This is a genomic window from Varibaculum prostatecancerukia (genome assembly GCF_943169825.2).
GTDB classification, from domain to species: Bacteria; Actinomycetota; Actinomycetes; order Actinomycetales; family Actinomycetaceae; genus Varibaculum; species Varibaculum prostatecancerukia.
Genome location: NZ_OW968402.1, coordinates 1661838 through 1685218 on the forward strand (window position 1 = coordinate 1661838; position 23381 = coordinate 1685218).

Genomic DNA, 23381 nt, shown 5'->3' on the forward strand with positions numbered 1-23381 from the left:
GATCCGAACCGATGAGTTTAGCAGCAAGGCAACCCCTCTTACGAGAGCTGGAAAATGCCGATAACGAAGTAGAAAATAGTAAAAACCGTTTCCAGGAACTGTTTCCGCCGGGAAAACCTTTAGTAACTATCTGTCCTCAAGATGGGAAATATTCCGGGCCACTAGCAATCATTTGCCCCGAGCTCCCCGAAATTCCCCTCAGCCCCAAGTATGGCCCGTTAGTAGTGCGGACGTTACGCCCTAAAGAACAAGAAAAGCCAGGGGTGTTGCCTGGCGCGAACCAAGGGGAATCGCTAACTAAGCTACCCCAGATAAAACCCTGGGTAGCGGCCGCGGTGAAAATGATTTTTGAAGTGTTTTCCGGGCGACGCTCCGAACAAGCCGTCACTAACTGGTTCACCGCGGAGCTGCGCAAACCCTTTTTGGCTTTGGTACGCGCCGAAAGGCACCGTCCCCTGCCGGCACCGATTCAAGTGCGGCGTATTTGTTACCGCAAAGCCGGGGAGGGCGAACGTGGCTTCAAAGGGATCGAGGTCGCGGTTAGTATCAATGACGGCTCCCGGGTGCGGGCAATCGCCATGCGCATCAAACCCTGGGGAAAGAGCTGGCGAATCACCGCCCTGGAAATCGGGTAAACAACACGCAAAACTAGGGTAAGCGCGCAAACCCGCGACAGATATACGTGGCAGATACCGCGAATACCTGAAAGGCTGATCTAGCCGCTCTCTACCCACGAAACCGCAGGTAAAGGTATTTTACCGGTTTACTAACGGCGCTTCTTGCGCTTCTTTTGAGCGCGGCGCTGAGCCCGGTTACCGCCTTGCGCGGCGGTTTGCCGGGCGGCCTCGGCACCAAATGCCGATCCTTGTCCGGAGGCACCGGCCATGGCCGGCACAGTTTGCGAGGATTCCTTATGCCCGGTATCCCCCATCACTGAGCCTTCCGCCAGCGCCTTCTTCTTGGCTTGTTCAGCTTGCTGCTTTTCTGCCTCCAGCTGTTGCTCGTAGACCTGCTGGAACTGGTGGGAGAAACTGAAAATACCGGTAATAGTATCTTCGCGCACCTGCCCCATCATGTTTTCGAACATCAGCGCACCCTCGGATTTGTATTCCACCAAGGGGTCGCGCTGCCCCATCGCCCGCAGGCCGATGCCTTCTTTGAGGTAATCCATTTCGTAGAGGTGCTGTTGCCAAAGACGGTCAACCGTGGCCAGTAGCACCCGGCGTTCTAGTTCCGCCATCGGCTGGTCGCCCAACTGATCAATCGCGATTGGGTTCTCATTTACCTGATCCAGAATCTCTTCATAGGCATCAGCAATGTCATCCTGCAGCTTATGTTCCAGTTCGGTAGCCGAAATATGCAGGAAGGCGCCATCCTCGTCTTTGAGATCAGATAGCGGGGTGCGCACCGGATAAACCGCACGCAGATTGCTCCACAGTTTTTCCAAATCCCATTCGTTGGAATCGGCGCCTTCGCTGGTGGCATGGGTGACTGCCTCGGTAATCAAAGTGCGCAGGTAGGAAGGAATCAGCTCATCGAGATCGATTTTCTTGTGTAGCACTTCTTGACGTTCGGTGTAAATCAGATCGCGCTGATCGGTCATCACATCGTCATATTTCAGCACGTTCTTACGAATCTCGAAGTTCTGCGCCTCCGTCTGGTGCTGCGCGGACTGAATCCGCCCCGACACCATCTTGGATTCGAGCGGCAGATCCTCGGGGTAGAGCGAAGAATTCATGAACCGGGTTACGAACGCCGCCATGTTCTTCATCATTAGCGGGTCGTCCATCGCCAGGTAGAAACGGGATTCCCCGGGGTCACCTTGCCGTCCAGAACGCCCGCGCAGCTGGTTATCGATCCGGCGAGCATCGTGACGTTCGGTACCTAGGACGTAGAGTCCGCCCAGGTCAACGACCTCTTCGTGTTCATCGGCTACCTCGGCCTCCGCCTCGGTAAGGGCATCCTCCCAGGCTTCTTGCCATTCGGAGAGATTTTCTTCCGGATCCAGGCCACGCGCACGTAGTTTCTGGTCAGCAATATGTTCCGGGTTGCCGCCGAGCATAATGTCGGTACCACGCCCAGCCATGTTAGTGGCCACGGTAACCATGCCTTTACGCCCGGCATCGAAAACCACCTGGGCTTCATGAGCGTGCTGTTTAGCGTTCAACACGTTGTGCGGCACTCCGGCCTCATCCAGCATGATAGAAAGTTCTTCCGACTTGGCAACATCCGTGGTACCCACCAGAATCGGCTGGCCTTTTTCGTGACGTTCTTTAATGTCATTGACAATCGCCTTGAGCTTGCCGCGCCGGGAAGGATAAACCAAATCCGGCTGGTCAATGCGAATCATGGGTTTATTAGGCGGAATCGGGATTACCCCGATCTTATAGGTGTTCATGAACTCGGCTGCCTCGGTTTCGGCGGTACCGGTCATGCCCGCGAGTTTTTCGTAAAGACGGAAATAGTTCTGCAAAGTGATGGTGGCCAGGGTCTGGTTCTCGGCCTTGACCGGAACATGCTCTTTGGCTTCAATCGCCTGGTGCATCCCTTCGTTGTAGCGCCGTCCCTCCATCACGCGCCCGGTGTGTTCGTCAACGATTAGCACTTCCCGGTTGCGGACAATATAGTCACGATCCCGTTTGAACAGCTCTTTTGCTTTGATCGCGTTATTGAGGAACCCGATTAGGGGGGTGTGGGAGGCTTCGTAGAGGTTGTCTATCCCTAAGAAGTCTTCGACCGCGGCGATCCCCACATCGGTTACCCCCACGGTGCGTTTCTTTTCGTCGACCTCGTAATCCATATCCTTTTCCAGGCGGGTCACCAGGGAGGCGAACTTGTTGTACCACTGGTCGGCCTCGCCTTGGGCGGGACCGGAAATAATCAGGGGGGTACGGGCTTCGTCAATCAGAATCGAGTCCACCTCGTCGACGATGGCGTAGTGGTGTTTGCGCTGAACAATGTCTTCTACTCGCTGCACCATATTGTCGCGCAGGTAGTCGAATCCAAACTCGTTATTGGTGCCGTAAGTAATATCTGCCTGGTATTGTTTTACCCGCTCCGTTGGGGTTTGGCCGTTGACGATACAGCCCACGGTTAGCCCCAGGAAACGATAGACACGTCCCATAAGTTCACTTTGGTAACTGGCGAGGTAGTCGTTGACCGTGACTACGTGCACGCCCTTGCCGCTAAGTGCATTCAGGTAACTGGGCATAGTGGCGACCAGGGTCTTACCTTCACCGGTTTTCATCTCGGCAATATTGCCGTTATGTAGGGCGATTCCTCCCATAACCTGCACGTGGTAGGGCTTTTGCTTGAGGACGCGCCAGGCGGCTTCCCGCACAGTAGCGAAGGCATCGACCAGAATTTCGTCCTCGGTTGCCCCTTTTTCCAGCGCCTCTTTGAATTCGGCGGTCTTGGCTTTTAGTTCTTCGTCGCTGAGGGCGGCGTATTCTTCTTCTTTCGCCACAACTTCGCGAGCTGTCCGGTCTAGGCGTTTGAGGATTCGCCCCTCGCCCATCCGCAGGATTCTTTCAAAAAACGACATTTGTTCTCCCGTGTGTTCGCTCCGTTTACCGATTCTATATGGCTGCGGCAAAAAGCACGATTAGTTATTTTAGTTTTTCCTCTAGGCGTAGCACCTGGCGGTACTGGTTTTTCGGCTCCTGTGCCTAGCTCGCGGGTTTTTACGGTTCGTACGCCCCAGCTTTGTGCGCTGGTTGCTACGCCCCGAGCTTTGCTCGCAGCTCCCGCGCCTTACCGGTATCCTCCCAGGTAAACCCGGAACGTCCGAAGTGTCCGTAGGCGGCGGTGCGCGAATAAATAGGTCGGCGCAGCGAAAGCCGATCGATAATAGCTGCCGGTCGCAGGTCGAAGGTTTCCCGCACGGCCTGCAGAATCTTCTCTTTATCGGCCTTTTCGGTACCGAAAGTTTCCAGTTCTACCGACACCGGGTGCGCCGAGCCGATAGCGTAGGCCACTTGCAGTTCTGCTCGATCAGCTAGTCCGGCCGCGACCACATTCTTGGCTACCCATCGCGCCGCATAGGCCGCGGAGCGATCCACTTTGGTGGCGTCCTTACCCGAGAAGGCGCCCCCGCCGTGACGCGCCATCCCTCCGTAGGTATCTACGATGAGTTTCCGGCCGGTCAGACCGGTATCGGCGGCCGGGCCTCCCAGGATGAACCGACCCGCCGGGTTCACCAAGGTGCGGAAGTCTAGGTTTTCAACCCATGGCACCTGGGCGATTACCGGATCGATTACGGCGGCTTTTACTTCTTCGCGCAGGTCTTTGAGGTTTGCGGAGGCGCGATGCTGGGTAGAGAGTACGATCGTGTCCAACCCCACCGGGTGCCCGTCCTCATAACGTACAGTTACCTGGGTTTTCCCATCGGGACAGAGATAGTCGAGGATTTTTTCCCGCCGCACTTTTTCGAGTCGCTTGGCGATGCGATGTGCCAGCCAAATCGGGGCAGGCATTAAATCGGGCGTTTCGTTGCAGGCATAGCCGAACATCATCCCCTGGTCACCAGCTCCCTGCTGGTCAAAAGCGTCTACCGCTTCGCCTTGGCGAGTTTCCCACGAATCTTGCACCCCTTGGGCAATATCGGGGCTCTGGCGGTCGATAGAAACTAGTACTCCGCAGGAATCTCCGTCAAAGCCAATATCGGAGGAGGTGTAGCCGATTTCGTTAATGGTGTTGCGCACCAAAGTGGGCAGGTCAACATATCCGGAAGTGGTGATTTCGCCGGCCAAATGCACTTGCCCGGTGGTGGCCATGACTTCTACGGCAGACCGAGCCTCCGGGTCTTGCTCTAGGAGGGCGTCCACGACGGTGTCGGCGATCCGGTCACAGACTTTATCGGGGTGACCGCTGGTGACGGATTCAGATGTAAAAATCGACTGCTTTGAGCTCATAACCTCCAGTTTAGGGCAGCCCTTGCCTCGGAGGGAATTAAGCGAAGTTAAGCGTCAAAAGTCACCATAATGCGTTCCACACTGGACTATTCGCAACACATCGCCATCGATCTTGAAAACCAGACGATTTTTTTCATCGATGCGAGCGCTCCAGTATCCAGAAAGATCTCCCCGCAAAGGTTCAGGTTTGCCTATGCATTTGTACCCATTACGGTCAATTGACTGTATTAACTTCAATATTCGTCTCACAGTTTTCTTGTCTTGTTTCAACCAATACTGAAATTCTTCCCAAGAATAATCTGTCCAAGCCTTAATCACCGGGCAGAACCTCGTGAATAGTACCGCCAGTTTGTTCCATTTGGGCTATTGAACTGCGCAAACGCTTCATATTTGATTCTGAGTAGAACGGATCAATAGACACCTCGAACGGGATTCGCTTCTCCCGCACGACCTTTGCTGCAAACATAGTGTAGGCGCTGGTAGCCGTAAGCCCCAGTTCTTTACACGTGGCTTCAAGAGATTTTTTCAAACTAGCATCCATCCGAAAATTGACAGTTGCTTGTGCCACTTCAACCACTCCTTAAATACAAATCTCAACTTCTGAAGTACATATTAGAGGTTTTGCAACACAAATGGAATACTTTTTTACATTTTGCGCTCAACTGCCGTCACTTTCACCAGTCTGATACACCCCCGCTTGCACAGGCTCCCACCCCCCCCTAGTCGGCGCCGGAGGGTGTTCTGGTACCGGGAGGGCGGTTTTGTCCATGGAGGGCGATTCTGCACGCCCCCACACGCGCCTTCAGGCACAACGCGAACATTTCCACCCTCCCGCGACATTTCCGCCCTCCAGAGGCACAAAAACGAGCGCTTTAGAGGCTTCTACAAGCGCGGCGGAGGGTGATCTTGAACCGGGAGGGCGATTTTGTCCCTCTCCTTCCTTCCAGGCGCGCCGGAGGATGATCCGGTACTGGGAGGGTGGTTTTGTCCGTGGAGGGCGATTCTGCACGCCCCCACACGCGCCTTCAGGCACAACGCGAACATTTCCACCCTCCCGCGACATTTCCGCCCTCCAGAGCGGGTGTGAGGCGGACGCGGTGAGAAGTGAGGGGTGAGGGGACGGGATGAGTAGAACTCAGCCGCATGGGGGTGAGGGCGCGAGGCGGCGATAAAGCGATCAGACGGCGGGACGGCAGCGAAGTGACCGGGCGGTCCAAGACAGCAGGACGAGAGTGCGGAGCCGGGGCGGCGAAGAAGCTATCGGGCGGAGGAGGAGCGGCGGGCGTCGGATGTGCGCGCGGGGATCGGGTTAGGAGACCAAAATTTTCCGAACTTCACCCAGTTTTTATGGACTTCCGCGGGGTTGAAGATACAAACACATCTGACGGTAGCCTGTGGATAACTTGTTGCGTAATTCATCGAAATTGAAATTAAGAATGCGACATGAAATTTGATTAAATTAAATGCATAAGTTCTTTTATTTTTATATTTTATTCACTATTCTTTTGTCACATTTATCTATTAATTGCCAAAATAAAACGATTTTCCACAAAAAAGACCCTATTTTGGGCTTCGCCAGGGCTCTCACGGGCAACAAACTCGCGCACGAAATACTTCACCACATGCGATCAAATTGTGTCGAGTTTCATATAAATTATTTAGCTGAACATCTACTCGCTAGAAGGTAACGACGCACGAAGACGAGAGGAAATAAGAATATATGCAGGTAGAGGGCATGAAAGATACAATCGTAAAGCCGAGGGTAGCGAGCGCAAAGCGCCGGAAATCAACAGCGTCGCAAACAAAAAGTGCGGGCGCTAGGTAGATAGCTGCTAAGTGTTGGAACGCAAGCGCAGCACTTCAGGCGCAAGCGCCAGCATTCGGCATCGGCTTCCCTATCGCCGGTAGCGCGCACTAATAACGTCAGCAGCAGGCTGGCGCTACCGCGCGAAATAGACCGCTAGTACCCTGCCCTATTCTTCGGCGCCTAATTCGCTGTCGCCGGTAGGCACTACCAGCACCGGGCAAGCCGAATGCGCCAGCACTGATTGCGAGGTGGAGCCCATTAGCGCTCCTGCGAATCCTCCGCGCCCTCGAGTTCCGACTACCACCAGATCGACAGCGGTTGAAAACTCGTTGAGCAGCGCCGCCGCGTTTCCATCCAGGGCGTGAGAATGTACTTTCACTCCACTATCAGCGATTTCTTCCTGGCAAATTTCCTTGAGTTCGCTGCGCACATCCCGCAAAATACTTTCGCGATCCACCGATGCTGGCAACCACGCCAGTACCCCCGCCGAGGACGCCATTGGTACTGCCTCGACCGCGGTCAGTTCCGCGCCCCATACTTGGGTTTCGCTGATGGCGCGGCGCAAAGACTTGCGGGAACGCTGCGAACCATCAACCCCGATAACTATTTTCTTTACCGGAACGAACTGGTCGTCAGCGCCACGCCTCGGCACCACCACTACCGGACAACGGGAATAGGCAGGTAGCGCCGAGGAAGTCGCCCCCAGCAGGCGGTCAGTAAACCCTCCGCCGCCTCGGGTACCAACCACTATCAAATCGACTTGCTGCGACAGCTGCACCAAAATCGCGGTAGGATCGCCAGCATCAACTCGCCCCTTAGCCTGGTAACCCAACTTTTCTAGGTGGGCGATAGCCTCGTCAACTACGGTTTGGGCACTGTCACGAATCGCATCATTGTCCACCACCGCGAATCCGGAATCCATTGACGCGGCCGTATAGGAAGGTAGCGCGTAGGCACATAATACTTGCAGCTGGGCGCCGCTTTGCTTGGCGCGTGCGCCCGCCCATTCTGCGGCCTCCAGGGATTCGGGGGAGCCGTCCACTCCCACTAAGATCTTTTCTTTTTCCGCCATGATGATGCCACCCTCCTGCTGCACCGATGCCTGCTTGCTTCCATTTTATAGGCCGAAGGACGCATTTGCGCTGAAATGAGCGGTGCGCGCGGAAGCGGGCGCGGAAACCTACGGGGGAAACGAGCCTTGCGCTCAGCTGAAGACTTTATCTTTATCCTGAGGAGCCGCCTGGTCGCTTTTTGCGCTGGTTTTGTCAGCCTGGGGCGCGGGTGAGGACTTGTGTGATTGCCCGGAATGACGAGATCCTCTACGCTTACGCGATTCCCGGAACTTCTTTGCTCTTTCCGTGCGGGTTAGTCTGCCTATTTGCGCGAAGTTTTCTTCTTCATTCCCGCTATTTTCTGCTTCATCGTCTTTTTTACGGTCTTTTCGCAGGTACCGTGCCACGATGGTTCCTCCTACTGCGGAAATAATTATCGGGAGGATCATCCACCAGCGCAGCGCATCCCACCAGGTGGGGCCTTCTTCGTTCATAGGGGGCGCTGCCTTGAGGGCGATGCGTTCAGCGGTAACCACCAGGCGGTGAGTGTTGGTGCCGTAGGGGGTGCAGGTAAATAGGGTCAAAATGTCTTTACCTGGTTTCGGCTCAAATAAGTCCAACTGGGTAGGTTTAATCACGTGGATAGCGCGTACTTTATAAGCAAGCTTTTGCCCCGCCACCTGCACATAGGCAATATCGCCGACTTTGACATCCCGCAAGCCGTCAAACAAACTGGCGGTCCTCATCCCGGAATGGGCGGTTAGCACCGCGTTTACTCCTTTACCACCGACTGGCAACCCGGTGCCAAAAAGGTGTCCGGCTCCCCGCGCAATCGCGTCATCTTCGGTGCCATGCCGCACCGGCAAGTCTATTTGCCCAGATGGCACCACTAGACGCGCCATTACGTCTCCACTTAAAGTGGCCAGGTACTGTTTATATTCTGCCGACCCGGTTTTGGTCATCTGGTAGAGGTAGGGGTCAAGAATGGGGATTCCGCGGATGTTGCGGTTATATTCATGCGCCTGTTTCAGTAGCGCCTGTGACTGATCGGGATGATTAGCCATCCGCTTCATTTCTTGTGCCTCTAGGCGCGAGATTTCACCGATACGCACATTACCAGCGAAAATAGCGACTACCGGATAAAGTAGGAGCAACGCTCCCACTACTGTTAAGACAATGATTAAGACTCTTCGCAACGCGGTCCCCCCTTCAAAATTCTTAGCAGTTTTCGCCTAGCTATTCTTTTAGCTGGCTCGGTATTTTCTTAACCCAACTCGGGTACTTAGCTTCCCGCAGTCTACAACGGGCTTTTTACTTGTTTAGTTAGCTGCTTCTCCCCTGGCCGGCCGACCTGCTTTCTGCGGCTTTTTCCGGCAAGCATTTCCAGCTTAAGGGCGCAAAGAGGGGGCGATGCAGCAAGCTGCACCGCCCCCTCTTTGGCATTAGGGGCTATTGTTCACTCTATTATTAGTTTTCCTAGACCTGCGCTTAGTCCTTGCGGCGTTTAACCGCTAGGGTCACGCCGATGGAAACTAGGATCAAGCCCAGAGCCGAAACGAGTAGAATCCCCTGCGCACCAGTCAGCGGCAGCCCCAGGTTCTTGTGGTTGGTAATATCAAGCGCGTTACCAGCCTTAGCTTTAGCTGCAGCCGCCAAATCAGTAACCGTTCCCGGCTTGGTCAACTTGAAAGAAATCGCCTGTGGCAGAATCTGGTAACCAGCCGGAGCTTGTTCCTCAACTAGGCAGTAGGGTACCTGGTCCGCTTTCGCTACTGCTACCCCATCAATCCAGTCAGTCATCTGCAAATCAGAGATTTTTGCTAGACCATCTGCCCCAGTCTCATTTGAGGTCTTGATAGTGCCGCCATAGCTGGAGCAATCTTTATTGTCCGAGGTATCCAGGTGAACACTGAAAATAGCGCCAGCCAGAGTCTCGCCCGCGCTGTTAACCTTCTTGATTACGATATCGCCGTGCCGGGTCTCAACCTCCGGGGAGTTAATCGGCTTATCGTTCTTCTTAGACCATTCGTTCGGGTACAACTTACCGGTGTTCTTGGTCAAGCCATCAGCCGGAACGCTCTTTAGCTTGACGTGCAAAGTAACCTCGATCTTGGCGCCACCAGCGATAGTATTCAGCCCGGCACCCTTGAAGGCTACGGTGATCTTGTTGCCTTCGGCAGTGGCATCAAAATCGGGTGTAGTCTGGTCGTTAATCTTGGCGGTAGTCTTTACATACTCCACATTGGCGGGCAACTGGTCGACAATCTGGTATAGATTACCCAGGTCAGCACCATCCATCTTTCCATCGCCATTGACGTCAGCACCAGTGGAAGTGGTGGTCAAGACGTACTTAAACTCATCCATACCGTTTGCAGCGCCCTGATTCAAAGTAGTAACGCCCTTGTCTACGACCTTCTTATCCAGTTCGTTTTCCTGGTTCTTGGGGTAGACATGTACGTCGCTATTCCAGGCCTTACCATCGGGATTGGTCATCGGCAAAGTAACTGCGAAGGGCGCAATCGGAGTGATTTTTTCCTTCTTAACCTCTTTACCTGCAGCCTTAATCGTGCCCGATCCGGCTAGATCTTCAACCACGACGTAGAGACCCCTAGGTACAGAAGAAAACGCAGCTTCCCCATTAGTGCCAGTTGTCATAGTCGTCGGGTTAGCGGCCAGAGTGTAGGTCTTACCCCCAGATACAATCCCGGTAGTGGCGACATTATCCTTCAAAGCAACTGCCCCAATTTCTTGAGCCAGTTTCAGACCATCATTGGTAGAAACATCAACGCCCTCAACCTTATAGAGCTTAAAATTAACCCCCTCCAAAGGTGTTTTACCATTAAGCTCGGCAGCATCAATCGCAGTACCATCGTGTTTCAAACCCGTGGTGGCGCCCAAATACTTATGTATCGTCAAATTTGCGGTAGTGGGCTGAGGTGCACCCGGGGTCAACTCAGTATTGGCACTGGCGGCGCCTACTCCTGCCAGGCCCATGAAGGCCATCACCATGCCGGTTAGCATGGCCAATAACTTTTTCTTACTCACTTTCTTTTCCTTTCAAATAGAGTGAATACAATAGCAATCCCTAATACCAGGCACCCTAGAAGCAACACTTCTAAAGAACCGGCGTATCCCGATAAGGGAAGTTTCCCTTCCGGGTAGTTAGTGACGGTCAGGGATCCATTCCCGCCACTAACCGTGTTTACATTTCCTTTTCCACTGATAATGGTGACTTTCCCGTTACCGTCTACCGTGAAGTTCACCGGCTGCGGCAGGAGGGCGTAACCCCTGCTGGTCTGGGTTTCCTTCACAACGTACTTTTGGCCGGGTAACACCTGGAACTTCACAGTTCCATCCGCACCGGTTTTCAAAGTCTTTTCGGCAACATCGGAACCCTCTTTAAAGAGCTCAAACACCACGCCCGCCATCGCGGAGCCGGTATCGGATTTCTTATTCAAAGAGATTTCAATATCCGATTTCTGGTTATAGCGCTTGAAAGTTATCACCGGGTTATCCGCGCTCGGGGAAACCGTTTCAACCTCGTTGGAAATTAGATACCCCTTCGGAGCCTTAGTTTCCTGAATCTTATACTTCACGCCGAAAGTAAGGCCGGTAAAGGTGGCGAGGCCGACCTCGTTAGTAACCAGCGTCTTCTTGGTTCCATCAGGCGCCGTTAGGGTGAATTCCGCACCCGCCAGCGGCTTACCGGTTTCTTTCGATAGTTTCGAAACCGTGATCCTGCCGGTGTCCTTAGTGTTAGGCACCTCCATAGTGATCAGTCCGGTAAACCCTTCTAGCAGGGCATAGTCGGATACTTTCACCGAAATTGGGTTAGATTTCAGGATATAACCGCTGGGAGCTTGAATTTCCTTCAGCTTATAGATCTTGTTCGGATCCAGCTTCACGGTTGCCGGCAGGTTAACCAAACCGTCACTACCAGTAACCAGGTTGGTAGCCACTTCCGTCGACTCGTCCTCTTCATACAAGGTGAACTTGGCACCGGAAAGCGGAATCACCACATCAAAAACACCTGCCACCTGGCCTGGCACTTTAACCGAGCCGGGAGTGCCCGACACCACCTTGTCCGCTGCCGCTTCATCAATCGACTTCACCAGGGGTTCGAACTTGAAAACCCGCAGGCGAGAAGGATTATTATTGGCCGTCCAAGTAAACTGCTGCGCCTTATAATCATCAACTATGAAATCGTATTGCGCCTGGGGGTCAACATAGTACCCGATGGGAGCTTTCAGCTCTTTCACCCGGTAAATACCGCCATCCAGTTCGGTGAACTCTGCTTGCCCGGTATCGACTGTAGTTGCCTTCTTAATCGGCTCGGCGGGCCAAGAACCATCGTCGGCCTGCTTGAATAGGCCGAACTCGGCGCCAGCAAGGTTGCGGGCATCGCCGGTAACATTGGGGTCAACCTTGGTGACTACCAGCGAAGACTGTTGCTTTTGTTCCTCATTGGGCACCAGTAGCTCGCTTTGCTCGAACAACAGATGCCCGGCAGCATCCTTAAGCTTGCCGGCCTCATCAATCTGGAACTGCAGCGGGGCATCGTTCTTGACATATCCGGCAGGAGCCGTGATTTCTTTCAGAGTATAGACCTGGTTAATCACCAGATCCTTCAAGATGGCATTAGCGTCTGGTCCCCCGGTGGTTACCTGCGTAACCAGGTTGGTAGCCGAAGCAGTATTGCCTTTATAGAGGGCGAAGGTCGCGCCGGGTTTAATCACCCCGTCACCGCGCTTCCACTGGCCAAAGGACTTATTCTTATCAGCCATGCCGCGCACGCCTAGCTTCGACAAGGACACCGAGCCTTTATCGTTAAAAACCAGACCAAGATCCCCGAAGCCGAACGTCAGATTCAACCCACGGAATTGAGTACATCCCGTGGAACAAGTCGTAATCGTAAAGTCAATCGGAGCAATCGGCTGCAGGTGACGATCACCCGGATTCTCGGTTAAGCGCCATTTACCGGCAGGAATGCCATAGAACTTTACGTCACCGTCATCGTTAGAGCGCACCGTCCTCGGAGCTGAGTTCGGCACAAACATGGTGCCATCGTTCTGTTGCACCGGTAGCGGAGTAATCGTGAACTCGATTCCCGCTAAGGGTTGACCGTTCTTATCCACCTTTTTAAACTCGGCGGTACCACGAATCGGCTCGACTGGATACCATTTGCCCATGTTGGTAACATCAGGCGCTTTAATCTGGTAGGTGCCGGTAGCAGAATCAAAATTAGTCGCACTAAAGTCGGTGGCGGACAGCATAAATGCTCTATCGCTTACTGCATACCCGGTCGGAGCCTCGATTTCTCGCACCGTCCAACCCGGGGCGGCATTCACATTCGTAAACCTGACTTTGCCGTTAGAGCCAGAGATAGCGGTGGCTTTGAGCGCGCCCTCTTTATCATAGAGGCCAAACTTGGCTCCTGCGAGCAGTTTCTTCTGCGCTGACTGTAAGGGCTCGGCTTTGTATCCGTACTTTGTCAGCTCAATATTTACCGCCGGCGGCACCAAAGTGTTAATCACCGGGTTGGATTCCAGTTTCCCTTCGTGAGAACTAGACACGCTCCAGAAATCATTTATCGCCTGCTTACCCAAATGTTCTTGGGAAAGCGGAGTCGCGCCCTTGGGGCCGGCAATCATCGGTACCGTGATCCGCACTTCGCTGCGCGGCTGCTGCGGGTTGGTATTAGTGAATTTCAACCCCGTTACCGCCGAGCAAGGAGTGCTCTGCCAGTTGGCACGATCCAGGTCATATTTCGTCGCGATACCAGTATCGCAGGTATAGAAGGTATTCCAACCAGTAGCAGCCGTTCCATCAGCCATTTGGAAGCTGATTCGCCCGCTGGGATCATACTGGTTAATCATGGTGGAACCTTTGCGGGCAGGAGTACCTGCCACCGGCAGTAAGTCATAGACCACCGGATTTTGCTCCGGGCGCGTCCCGTAGCCTAAGCGCAGCTGATAATCGAAGTTCGCTCCCCCGACAGTTCTAATCTCGGTAATCCAGGGGGCATTGGGCTTGCGCTCCCGAATCCGCTTAGTTATGTAGGTTTCATCCCCAACCGCGACTCGGGTGGTATTTTCCGCTTTCGACCACGTTCCCGTACCCGCAATCGGGTTCTTCACTTCATTTAGGTAACGGACATTTCCCTGCGCCCGTACAAACGCTTCGTTAATAATGTCACCGTCGATAACACCATTGGTAATAGTGGTCTCTAGTTGTCCCACACTGTATACCTGGTTCGGATCCGTGACTTGGTCGGCTTGGAAACGAACCGCTACGCGTCCGGTGCCATTGAAGTTGGAAAGGATCTCATAACGCGCTCCGGGCAGCTCCGCAAACTTTTGAGTTAGCGTCACCCGGTTAACTTCCAAGCCCTTGGGTAGCACATCTACCAGCTCGAAAGCAGTCAAGGGATCACCATAATCGGTTTCCAGCTCGGCACCCACGGTATAGGTACCGGTTTTACCGGCTATAGTTGCCTTGGCAAAAGTGTTCACTTTACGAGCTTTAAGAACTTTGCCCTCGGGCTTCACCTTGACATGAGCCTCTTTGATACGTTCTCCGCCCTGTACCTTATTTCTGAGGTCAGCTTGGCACTTCAGTCCGTTACAGAGGTTCTGATTCGGGTCACGGAGCTTGGTGTGAATCTTGGTAATAGTGCTTTGTCCCGGCTGCATTGCCTTAACGCTGCTCCACCGCAACTGGACGTTCTGGTAGGAGGTAAGATTCTCCGGCAGGTCGATACGGTCAGTTCCCGTAATACCAACCGAATAAAGAACTTGATAGGTATCCGGTTCACCAGTGGGACTAATAATCTCCAGTTTGCCCCCTACAAACACTGGGTCGGGAGTAATAGCGGTGTATTGTAAACGGTCATCAAGGTCGAAGTCCCTAAGATTTAGGGTGACAGGAGTATCCGATGTGTTCCTGGTAAGTACATTCCAATCGAATTCTGTATTACGATCCTGCTTGCTGTCGTAGATTACCGCGACTCCATCACGGAAGTGCGGACCGGCAGCAACCTTCGTTAAGGGCACGCCGGGGGGTGCGGTCTCCATCGGTTTATAGAAGCTAAAGTAAGTATTTGCCGCCCCAGTAATTAGCGGTTCCTTCGGACCTTGTTCTTCGGGGGTGAGGGTAAAATCGGCGTGGTTATCAATCCGTTTTTGTTTCTTTGCCCCCGGGAAATGCAACTTCAAGCTCCCTAGACCTGAGTATTCCGTGGTCAGACGTTTTTGGGTATTAGTGTAAGTGAGGGTGACCTGATCGTCACCTAGCTTCCACCCCGGGTTTTCAGAAGCTACGAACTGGGCACGCGCTTGGGTACCATCTGTCTTCGTATATAGCGGCAACTGGTCAGTGATGGTGTAACCCCGCACGTTCCGCAGCATTTTCTCTACTTCAAAAGTAAAGGTGACCGCGTTATTGCCAGAGGTGCTGACGTCCCCTTCCGGATCGTCATCGTAGTCCCTGCATACAGCAAGTTCGCATCCGACTGTATCTTTCTTGAAGGTAGGCAGCGGATAGTAACCTTTAAGGTTCACCGGTCCCGGTTTAGAAGCCGGGTGCGGGGTCAACACATACTGCTTCCCATCCGAGGCGGTATCAAGCAATTCGGCCTTAACCGGGAACACTGCATCCGAGGCGGTAATCCGCTTCTTTATACGCCAGTAGATAGGAATACTTGTTCGTATGGAGCTATCGTAATTCGGCCTCAGCTTAACTTCTAGGACTCCTGGGGCAACTACCTTTACTGATCGGAAGTATTGGCTGGAAGTATTATCCCAATCCGCAACTTCTACCCGGGTGGGATCATAAGTTATCCGGATGGTCCCATTCTTAACTATCGAGGTGCCAGCATCCCCACCGTAGGTGATGTCAGTACGCATATTATTGCCGAACTGCTCTTCTAGCTCGTTGGACTCGGGCCAGCCTGGCTGGTTTATTTTTCCGGTCAAATTCAGACGGGCGTAAGAGCCCGACAACTCGGCAGGAGCCTTCTGGTAACGGAAAACTATGTCCTTGTCATTACCATCTAGCTTTATGGTCTGGGTAGGAGGCAGCGAATATCCCTTCACCATGGGAGGAACTAGCACATAATTTTGGTTACTATCGCCCTCTCGGCTGTTAATTGGACGGTTCATTTCCGGAGCTACCGGCTGACCGGTTTGCTGATCAAGGTAGCGTACCCGCACCTGGGAATCGGTGAGGATAATAATGTCGTTACCAGATCCAGTAGTATAGCCAGAAATATTATTGGGGTTCTTCCCCGACTCAGGACGCAGATATATAGGCCCCCTAAGACCGCCGTAGGTAGTATTAGAGCCAACGCCGTGTCTACCCCAACTTATGTCTGAGAACATTTTTACGGCATGTTCTAGATGATCATGCTGCTGACCGCTAAAAAACAGGGGAGCATCCGGAACCGTAAACACCATTCCTGGCTCCATCTTCCAGCTAAAAGTAGCTGGAGCGATGACCCACAAATTACCAAGAGACTCCGGGAGAGCGGTGATATTATTTTTATTTTTCTCTTTGTCTATATCTTCTGTCTGCCCGTTAGAGATAGAGGCCCCAAAGACCTCAGCATAAGGGTCCCAGTCGGAGATAGGTGCTCCCCGCTCACGTCCACCTAAGACACCTAACTTGCCCCAGGAATCTGGTAACGCCGTCAACTCATTATTGGCAAAAGCCCCATAGTGGATTTCTGTAAGCTCACCCCAGGAACTGGGTAAAGCCTTTAGGCGATTGTTCTGGAAACTGTACCTTCCGACTACATTAAGCTTGCCCCAAGAAGGCGGCAAGGAAACTATTTCATTGTTCAAGAACGCGCCACGCGGAATAGTGGTAAAAGTATCCCAGGGGGCAGTGAGAGCAGTGATTTTATTATCCTTAAAACTCTCGGCGCCGATAGTAGCAACGCTACCCCACGAGTTCGGCAGACCGGTGAGGGCGTTGCCCATAAAAGCCTGAGCCCCAATAGTCTTCACCTTCCCCCAAGAAGAAGGCAGGGATTGAATCTGGTTAATGTTAGTACCGGATTCTGCTCCATACGGGTAACAACGGTAATCGGGATAAGCGCTATCTTTATAAATGTTTTTACCAGCAAAAGCACAAGGCTCAATGGTAGTCACGCTATCCCAGGTGGGAGGAAGCACTGTGAGATTATTTCGTACGAAGGAGTTCTCACCGATAGTGGTCACCCCTCCCCAAGCGGGCAGCGCCGCCAGCTGGTTATCGTAGAAAGCCTGCTTCGGGATAGTGGTGATCTTGCCCCAAGAATCCGGCAAAGAAGTTAACAGGTTAGAAGCAAAACTACTCGTGCCTATCCGAGACACGTTTTCCCAGGAATCTGGGAGTTTAACCAGTTTGTTTTTCTCAAATGCAGAATCTCCAATGCTGGTAATCGACCCCCAGGCTGGTAGCGAGGCTATCTGGTTATCATAAAAGACCTGCGAGGGCAGGGAGGTAATCTTCCCCCAGGGAGCGGTCAAAGCAGTGATTTTATTGTGTTCAAAAGACCCTACCCCCAGTTGTGATACGTTCTCCCAAGAATCCGGCAACCCAGTCAACTGGTTATAGCTAAATACCTCTTGACCTAGGCTGGTAATCGGTCCCCACTCGGGCAGTGAAACTAGCTTATTCTCCTTAAATGCATACCTGGGTAAAGAGGTAATTTTACCCCAGGAATTTGGCAAGGCGGTTAGCCCACAAGAATAAAAGGCTGTTTCTCCAATCGAGGTAACTTTTCCCCAAGAATCTGGAAGCGTCGCGAGATTTGAGTTCCTAAAAAATGCCTCCTGGCCGATTGAGGTGATATTTCCCCAGGATTTTGGTATTGATTGCAATTTATTCGCACCGAAAACCCCCTCATTGATCTCGGTGAGCAAGCCCCAAGAATCCGGAAGTCGAGTCAAGGCACCACTTCTGAAAGCATTTTTTCCAATAGATTTAACAGAACCCCAGGAATCTGGGATTTCACTCAACTTTCCGTTTGAGTTAAAGGCTGATTCACCAATCGAGGTAACTTTTCCCCAAGATTTAGGAAGAGCCGTAAGTTGTTGGGAACTTTCAAAGGCGGAATCGCCAATCTTAGCAACTTTGTCCCATGATTTAGGCATCTCGGTGAAGCTGCTAGATGCAAATGCCCGGTTGCCGATGCTGGTGATAGAACCCCATGAATCCGGAATCCGGGTCAGCGAAGGGTACATATCTGAAAAAGCATTATCGCCGATCGCGGTAATATCCTGGCCTTTATCTCCGACTGTTGGCCAGCACCAGGGATCCTTGGTCTTCCCTGCCATATGCTTCTGGTTACCGTCACGGCTGAACCCGGTAATAGTTCCCCCGTTGTAAGTGAAATCTTTTACCTGCCAACCGGCACAAATAGTTTTCTCTGGCCAATTCGGACCTACTGCCACCTTGCCTTTAACGGTCTTAGTGCGCCCTTGAGAATCAGTAGCGGTGTAGTAGACATCGTAGGTGGCCTCTGGCACACTGGTGTCAATTTTTTCTGGAGAGACCGTCAGCGAGTCAGTAATGTCTTTGCCATCAGTGTCCTCCGCAGTTATCCCCGCCAGCAAGGCTGCTTTGCGGCCGTCGCCACCTTGGGGAATATGCTTGACGATTTCTCCGCTGATCTTGGGTGAAAAATCGGTTTTCTTATAAGTAAAAGTAACCTCATTGGGCGCCCCGGACTGCGGGGTAATATCTTGGGTAGCCGGAGTCACCGCGTAGCCAGCCAGTTGCGGCGCCTTAATCGTGTTTTTTTCGCCCGCGAAATAGACGCCATCCGGTTCGGTGAACTCACTTTGTAGCACCTGCGGGCTGCGCAGGGGCTTATTAGTATCAGCATCGAGGTAGTTAATGGTGATCGAGACTGCGTCCTCCGCAGCCACCTGACCAAAGCCGGAATCGTACTTTTGAGAAGTTACTGCGGCCGGGAGCGAGGACTGCCCGTCAGCTTTTTCTAGCACCACCCAGCGCTTGTTATTCGAAAAAACTTCCTTGCCAAAGGTGGTGATGGTAGCGGGAATCTTCACCTTTTCAATCTGGTTACCGCTAAAGGCATCCTGCCCTACTTTTTCCAGTTGGGGCGGGAGCGTAACCGTAGAAAGCTGGTTATTGGCAAATGCGCTAGCGCCGATCTCGGTCACGTATTTCGGCAGGGTGACCTCAGTTAGTTTATTGTCACGGAAAGCGTTCGCCGAAATAGTGGTTAGCCGCCGGGGCGGATTTTGCGGAGCATCCTGGCGGGTGTCGGTGATATTCACCTTGGTTAACTGGTTATCGCTGAATGCGCCCTCGCCAATGCTGATTACCGTATCCGAAGTGAAAGTAGTTAGCTGGTTCTTCTGGAACGCGCCCTCGCCAATAGTTTCTAGCCCCGGAGCCACCAGCTCCGTAATCTCGTTATCGTAAAAGGCGCGATCGGCGACCTCCGTCACTGAAGCCGGAAGCGTAACCTTAGTGAGTTTCAGCCCCGAAAATACACTCGCCGCAATCTTGGTGACGCCATCAGGAATGGTCAGTTCGTGATTATTTTGCAGATCAGTTTTACCCGCATCGGTCAGGCCAGTAATTTCCGTTCCGTTGTAAGTGAAACGAGGGTCAGTCGGGGGCACCCCCCCCCGCATCGGATTTGGGCTGCGAAGTGCCGGAGGAACGCCCGCGCTGGGATCTTCGAAGTTAAAGGGGACTGCTTGGTTGCCGGTTGCAGGGTTATTAGATGCGGACGGCTTAGATGAGGACGGGCTGGGTTTGTTGGAGTTTGCAGACGGTTTTGTGGAGTTGCTGTTACTGGGGGTATTAGTACTGGTTGAGCTGGAGTTTCCTGCATTCGGCTGTTCTACTGCGGGCGCCGTTATCGGCACAATCACCAGCAAAGTGGACAACAACAGCCCTAAAACCGAAAGCGAAGCAACAAGCCTTCTGCTCAACACGTTACTCGTCACGCTAATACCCCAACCACGGGTCAGCCGTCATCATTAGCGGCTTACCCTCTGCTCAACACATTACATCTCAATGATAGTAAATTAATATTCTTTCCGCAATGGTTCGGAAGATGGGCATCCTTAAACTGCTTAGGCGTTCACGCATAAAATGAAACATCTCTATATAGAAGCTTCCCTACCCTATATAGAAGCATCCTTATATATAAGGACAACCCCCCCCCGTAAATTTCGCCGCCGGAGGGTATTTACGTCCTTGGAGGGTGCTTCCGTCCTAGGAGGGTATTCAGTCCGTGGAGGGTAATTACGGCTCTGGAGGGCGATTTTGTCGCTGGAGGGCGATTCCGCCACATTCCACCAGCATTTTCTCCCCCGATGCGACCGTTCCACCCTCCCGAGACAAGATCACCCTCCTAAGATATGGAAACCGCATCCTACATCACGTTTGCCTAACACTCCGGAGGGCATTTCCGTCCGTGGAGGGTAAATACGACTCTGGAGGGCGGTTCCGTCGCTGGAGGGCGATTCCGCCACATTCCACCAGCATTTTCTCCCCCGATGCGACCGTTCCACCCTCCCGAGACAAGATCGCCCTCCCGCAACATCTAAACCCAGCCGCGGCATCTACACCACGCCACAGTATTTCCCGTCCCCAACTAGCAATAAGCGCAAAATATCCTCGCCGGATTATCGGGATAAGGACTTTATAAACAACCGTTGCGAAGCTATAGCTATGTTTCCGGAACTAATCAGCACTCAGGCTTTTTCCCGGCGAGTTCTGATGCAATCTCTGGCGAATGGCACCCTGATTAAAGTCGGGCGCGGACATGTTATTAGGCCGCTGAAATCGGCAGATAAATGGCAAAGGATACGACACGTAAAGCTAGGGCAAATCGCTTCCCACGCGGCGCGATGTAACACTCCCCCAGTGTTTATTGGAGTGACCGCTGCTCTGCTGCATGGCCTGTGCCTAAAATCGCTGCGGGGGGACACCGCTTTACATACCTCGACTAGGCATTTTGAAAAGAAATTGCTGCCCGCTTGGGTAGATTTAGATACTTCCAAAGGTTGCCCTATCCGCACAAAAATGCCGCCAACTCCCCTGATCTTCCACAAAATCACCGTCCCGAAAAATTCCGCTAAATTTATCGGTCACAAAATGCGCGTCACCGATCTTCCCACGACTACACTGCAATGCGCCGCCTGGTTGCCCGCCGGTAGTGCGCAAGCAGTCGCTGACTCCGCAGCTAGAAAGCTTATTCCGCAGTGGAACCGCCTTGATCGTCGTAGTCGCGAGGCTTTCGCGGATCGAATTCCAAAGCTGCGCGCTAAGATGACGAACCTAGCAAACAACTATCGGAAGCGGCTCGGAGCGCCCCAGGCTCGGCGAATCCTTGCAAATATGGATCCCCGATTTGAAAGCTATGCGGAATCTTTATTTCATGCCGCATCACAGTTAGCGCAGGTAAAACGGCTAATTCCACAGTTCCAAGTTAAGATTTCCACCGCTCAGAGCTATTTTCTAGATGCTGCGCTCCCGAAGATTCGCGAGGCGTTTGAAATCGACGGAATGCAGAAGTATCAAAGCACCGATCCTCAAAAAGCTTTCGAATCCATTCAGGGTGAGAAACAGCGCCAAAGTCAGCTCCAAAAACTCGGATGGCGCATTTACCGATTTACCTACGAGGACGTGGCGGACACCCTGGGGTTTGCAAAATTCCTGCGCGAAAGGTTAGGTACCTGCTGGAACGGTGTGCCACTTCTGGCCTTATACCGTTTGAAAAAACCCGCTTTTAATATGTAGCGGATTAGGTCAACTTGACTACATTAACTTGCTGAACAGCTCTTTTATAGGTTTGCGTCCTCGCGGGGACTATTTACTTCATTCGCTAAACGGATCAATAGCGTCCCCTTATTTCTAGCTACTCCTTACTCTTTGCATCTTTTGTTGCATTCCTTTCGCCCGCAGGTCATACACATATTTCGACCTGTGGAGGGCGGAAACGTCCTCCTCTATAAAAGCCAAGCGGGCACACTCCCTACTGATAGTTAGATATCTGCCCTATCTAAGCGCTTGGAGGTTAGATATCTGACCCAATTAAACGCTTGGAGGGTGGAAATGCTGGGACAATACACGCAAGCAGGAAATACGCACGACACTAGCGCCCTCCACGCACAAAAACACCCTCCCGAGACGTAAATACCCTCCCGGCGCAAAAGTTGGACTCAGAGATCAGCGGTAAAAACACCCTCCCGAGACAGAAGCACCCTCCAGCGCGAGGAATGGAGAGGGGTTTTATAGAGAGGAGAGGGACTTTAGAGGGGATCATCAATAGCTGGAGGGCGAGTTCGACGCTGGAGGGTGAAAATGTTGGGGCAATACACGCAAACAGGAAATATATCCGACATTAGCACCCTCCACACACAAGAACACCCTCCAGGAGCGTAATTACCCTCCGGGCACAGAAGTTGTAGTCAGATACCGACAGGTAAAACGCCCTCCGGAAACAGAAACTCCCTCCAACGCGAGGAAAAGCAGGCCAAAACGCAACCCGGTGGGAGTAAGCGGGAGTACGTGACACTAAGCGAGAAAAAGTGAGGAAAAGCGAAACTAGGAAGAGAAAAAGGTTGCGACCCGAGGGAAGTTAAGGGTGAAAAAACGCGACCCGAGGGAAGTTGAAGGTGAAAAAACGCGACCCGAGAAACTAGCCTCGGGTCGCATGATTTTAAGTTTTCGCTTCGATATTAATTTTTGGTTCACATAAGGCTGTGGTTAGAGAACGTAATACCTAGTACAGCCAGAACCTCGAGTAACCGCAGCTGCCGTTAATAATTAGAAACGGATTACCTGGAAACCCGAAGAGTAAATCGGGGCTACCTTTACAACGTCACCAGGTTTGGGGGCGTGAATCAGTTTCCCTCCGCCAATATAAATAGCCACGTGACCGGGATGCCACAGAACGTCACCAGGCTGAGCTTGGCTAAGCGGCAACTTGGTTCCCGCAGCAGCAATAGCCGAATCGGTGCGAGGAAGCGACTTTCCAACTTGCCCATACACGTATTTAACAAATCCGGAGCAGTCGAAGCCGCTGGGAGTGGAACCGCCCCATACATAAGGAACGCCCTGATACTGCATAGCAATCCCCACCACGGTGCCATCGGCAGGACCTAAATCGCGCCCCGCGAAGGAAGAGGATTGTGAGGAGGCGGGCTGAGCTGCCGGAGCAGGAGTATTTACCTGAACAGAGGTGGCAGCCTGGGCGACTTTATCTGACTCAGAGGTAACAGGCTCATTAACAGTCAGCTTTTCAACAGTGCCTTTCGCCAGCTGCGCGGAGTTAACCGAGGTGGCGATGCGCTTGGCGGCGGTGGCGTCGGCGCTAGCGGGAACGGCTGCTGCCGCTACTACGGTTAGCGCAACCCCCGAGCCGGCCAGCGCAGATAGGCGCTTGCCATTTTCGGAAGAAAATACAGACTGGGCAAACTGGGAAACCGGAGTGGAGGGACGGCTCGGAGCGCGGTGACGCGCTTTCAGCTTCTGAGTCACGATAAGGGTTCTCCTGACAGTGAAAGTTCTCTGGCCGATCAAGAAAGCTTCTTGGGAGCTACCCAGGAAACCGTCCTGACCGATTGGTCGTATCCA

11 protein-coding genes are annotated in these 23381 nt (G+C 52.8%); 2 read left to right on the plus strand and 9 right to left on the minus strand.

What is annotated here, in order from left to right:
- The first annotated feature begins 11 nt into the window (after positions 1–11).
- Positions 12–635 carry an Rv3235 family protein gene (locus KO216_RS07265; protein WP_215523567.1) on the plus strand — a complete coding sequence of 208 codons (624 nt, stop codon included), beginning with the start codon at positions 12–14 and terminating at the stop codon, positions 633–635.
- Positions 636–766: 131 nt separating this feature from the next.
- Here KO216_RS07265 and secA read toward each other — a convergent pair whose 3' ends face one another.
- From secA to KO216_RS07305, 8 genes are all read right to left on the minus strand, one after another.
- Positions 767–3544: a preprotein translocase subunit SecA gene (secA, locus tag KO216_RS07270; RefSeq protein ID WP_215523568.1), complete on the minus strand. Its 2778-nt coding sequence runs from the start codon at positions 3542–3544 to the stop codon at positions 767–769.
- Between the two features lie 175 nt (positions 3545–3719).
- On the minus strand, positions 3720–4913 hold the full coding sequence (gene metK, locus KO216_RS07275) for a methionine adenosyltransferase (RefSeq protein ID WP_215523569.1): 1194 nt from the start codon (positions 4911–4913) through the stop codon (positions 3720–3722).
- Positions 4914–4967: 54 nt separating this feature from the next.
- Positions 4968–5231: a Txe/YoeB family addiction module toxin gene (locus tag KO216_RS07280; RefSeq protein WP_215523570.1), complete on the minus strand. Its 264-nt coding sequence runs from the start codon at positions 5229–5231 to the stop codon at positions 4968–4970.
- A complete protein-coding gene (locus KO216_RS07285; RefSeq protein ID WP_215523571.1) occupies positions 5224–5481 on the minus strand; it encodes a type II toxin-antitoxin system RelB/DinJ family antitoxin in 258 nt (85 codons plus the stop codon). The genes KO216_RS07280 and KO216_RS07285 overlap by 8 nt, the downstream gene beginning before the upstream one ends.
- Before the next feature lie 1405 nt (positions 5482–6886).
- Positions 6887–7792 (minus strand): universal stress protein, encoded by a 906-nt coding sequence (locus tag KO216_RS07290; protein WP_215523572.1) that lies wholly within the window; start codon positions 7790–7792, stop codon positions 6887–6889.
- Between the two features lie 132 nt (positions 7793–7924).
- The gene (locus KO216_RS07295) at positions 7925–8968 is read right to left on the minus strand and encodes a class C sortase (protein WP_215523573.1); all 1044 of its coding nucleotides are present in this window, start codon (positions 8966–8968) and stop codon (positions 7925–7927) included.
- Between the two features lie 292 nt (positions 8969–9260).
- Entirely contained in the window at positions 9261–10817 is a 1557-nt protein-coding gene (locus KO216_RS07300) for a SpaH/EbpB family LPXTG-anchored major pilin (RefSeq protein WP_215523574.1), read from the minus strand.
- Complete coding sequence (locus KO216_RS07305; RefSeq protein ID WP_215523575.1) at positions 10814–19726, minus strand: leucine-rich repeat protein; 8913 nt, start codon at positions 19724–19726, stop codon at positions 10814–10816. The genes KO216_RS07300 and KO216_RS07305 overlap by 4 nt, the downstream gene beginning before the upstream one ends.
- 745 nt (positions 19727–20471) lie before the next feature.
- Between KO216_RS07305 and KO216_RS07310 the strand changes: the two genes are divergently transcribed.
- Complete coding sequence (locus KO216_RS07310; protein ID WP_215523576.1) at positions 20472–21542, plus strand: putative endonuclease domain-containing protein; 1071 nt, start codon at positions 20472–20474, stop codon at positions 21540–21542.
- Positions 21543–22571: 1029 nt separating this feature from the next.
- Here KO216_RS07310 and KO216_RS07315 read toward each other — a convergent pair.
- Positions 22572–23285 (minus strand): C40 family peptidase, encoded by a 714-nt coding sequence (locus tag KO216_RS07315; RefSeq protein ID WP_215523577.1) that lies wholly within the window; start codon positions 23283–23285, stop codon positions 22572–22574.
- Positions 23286–23381: the final 96 nt, after the last annotated feature.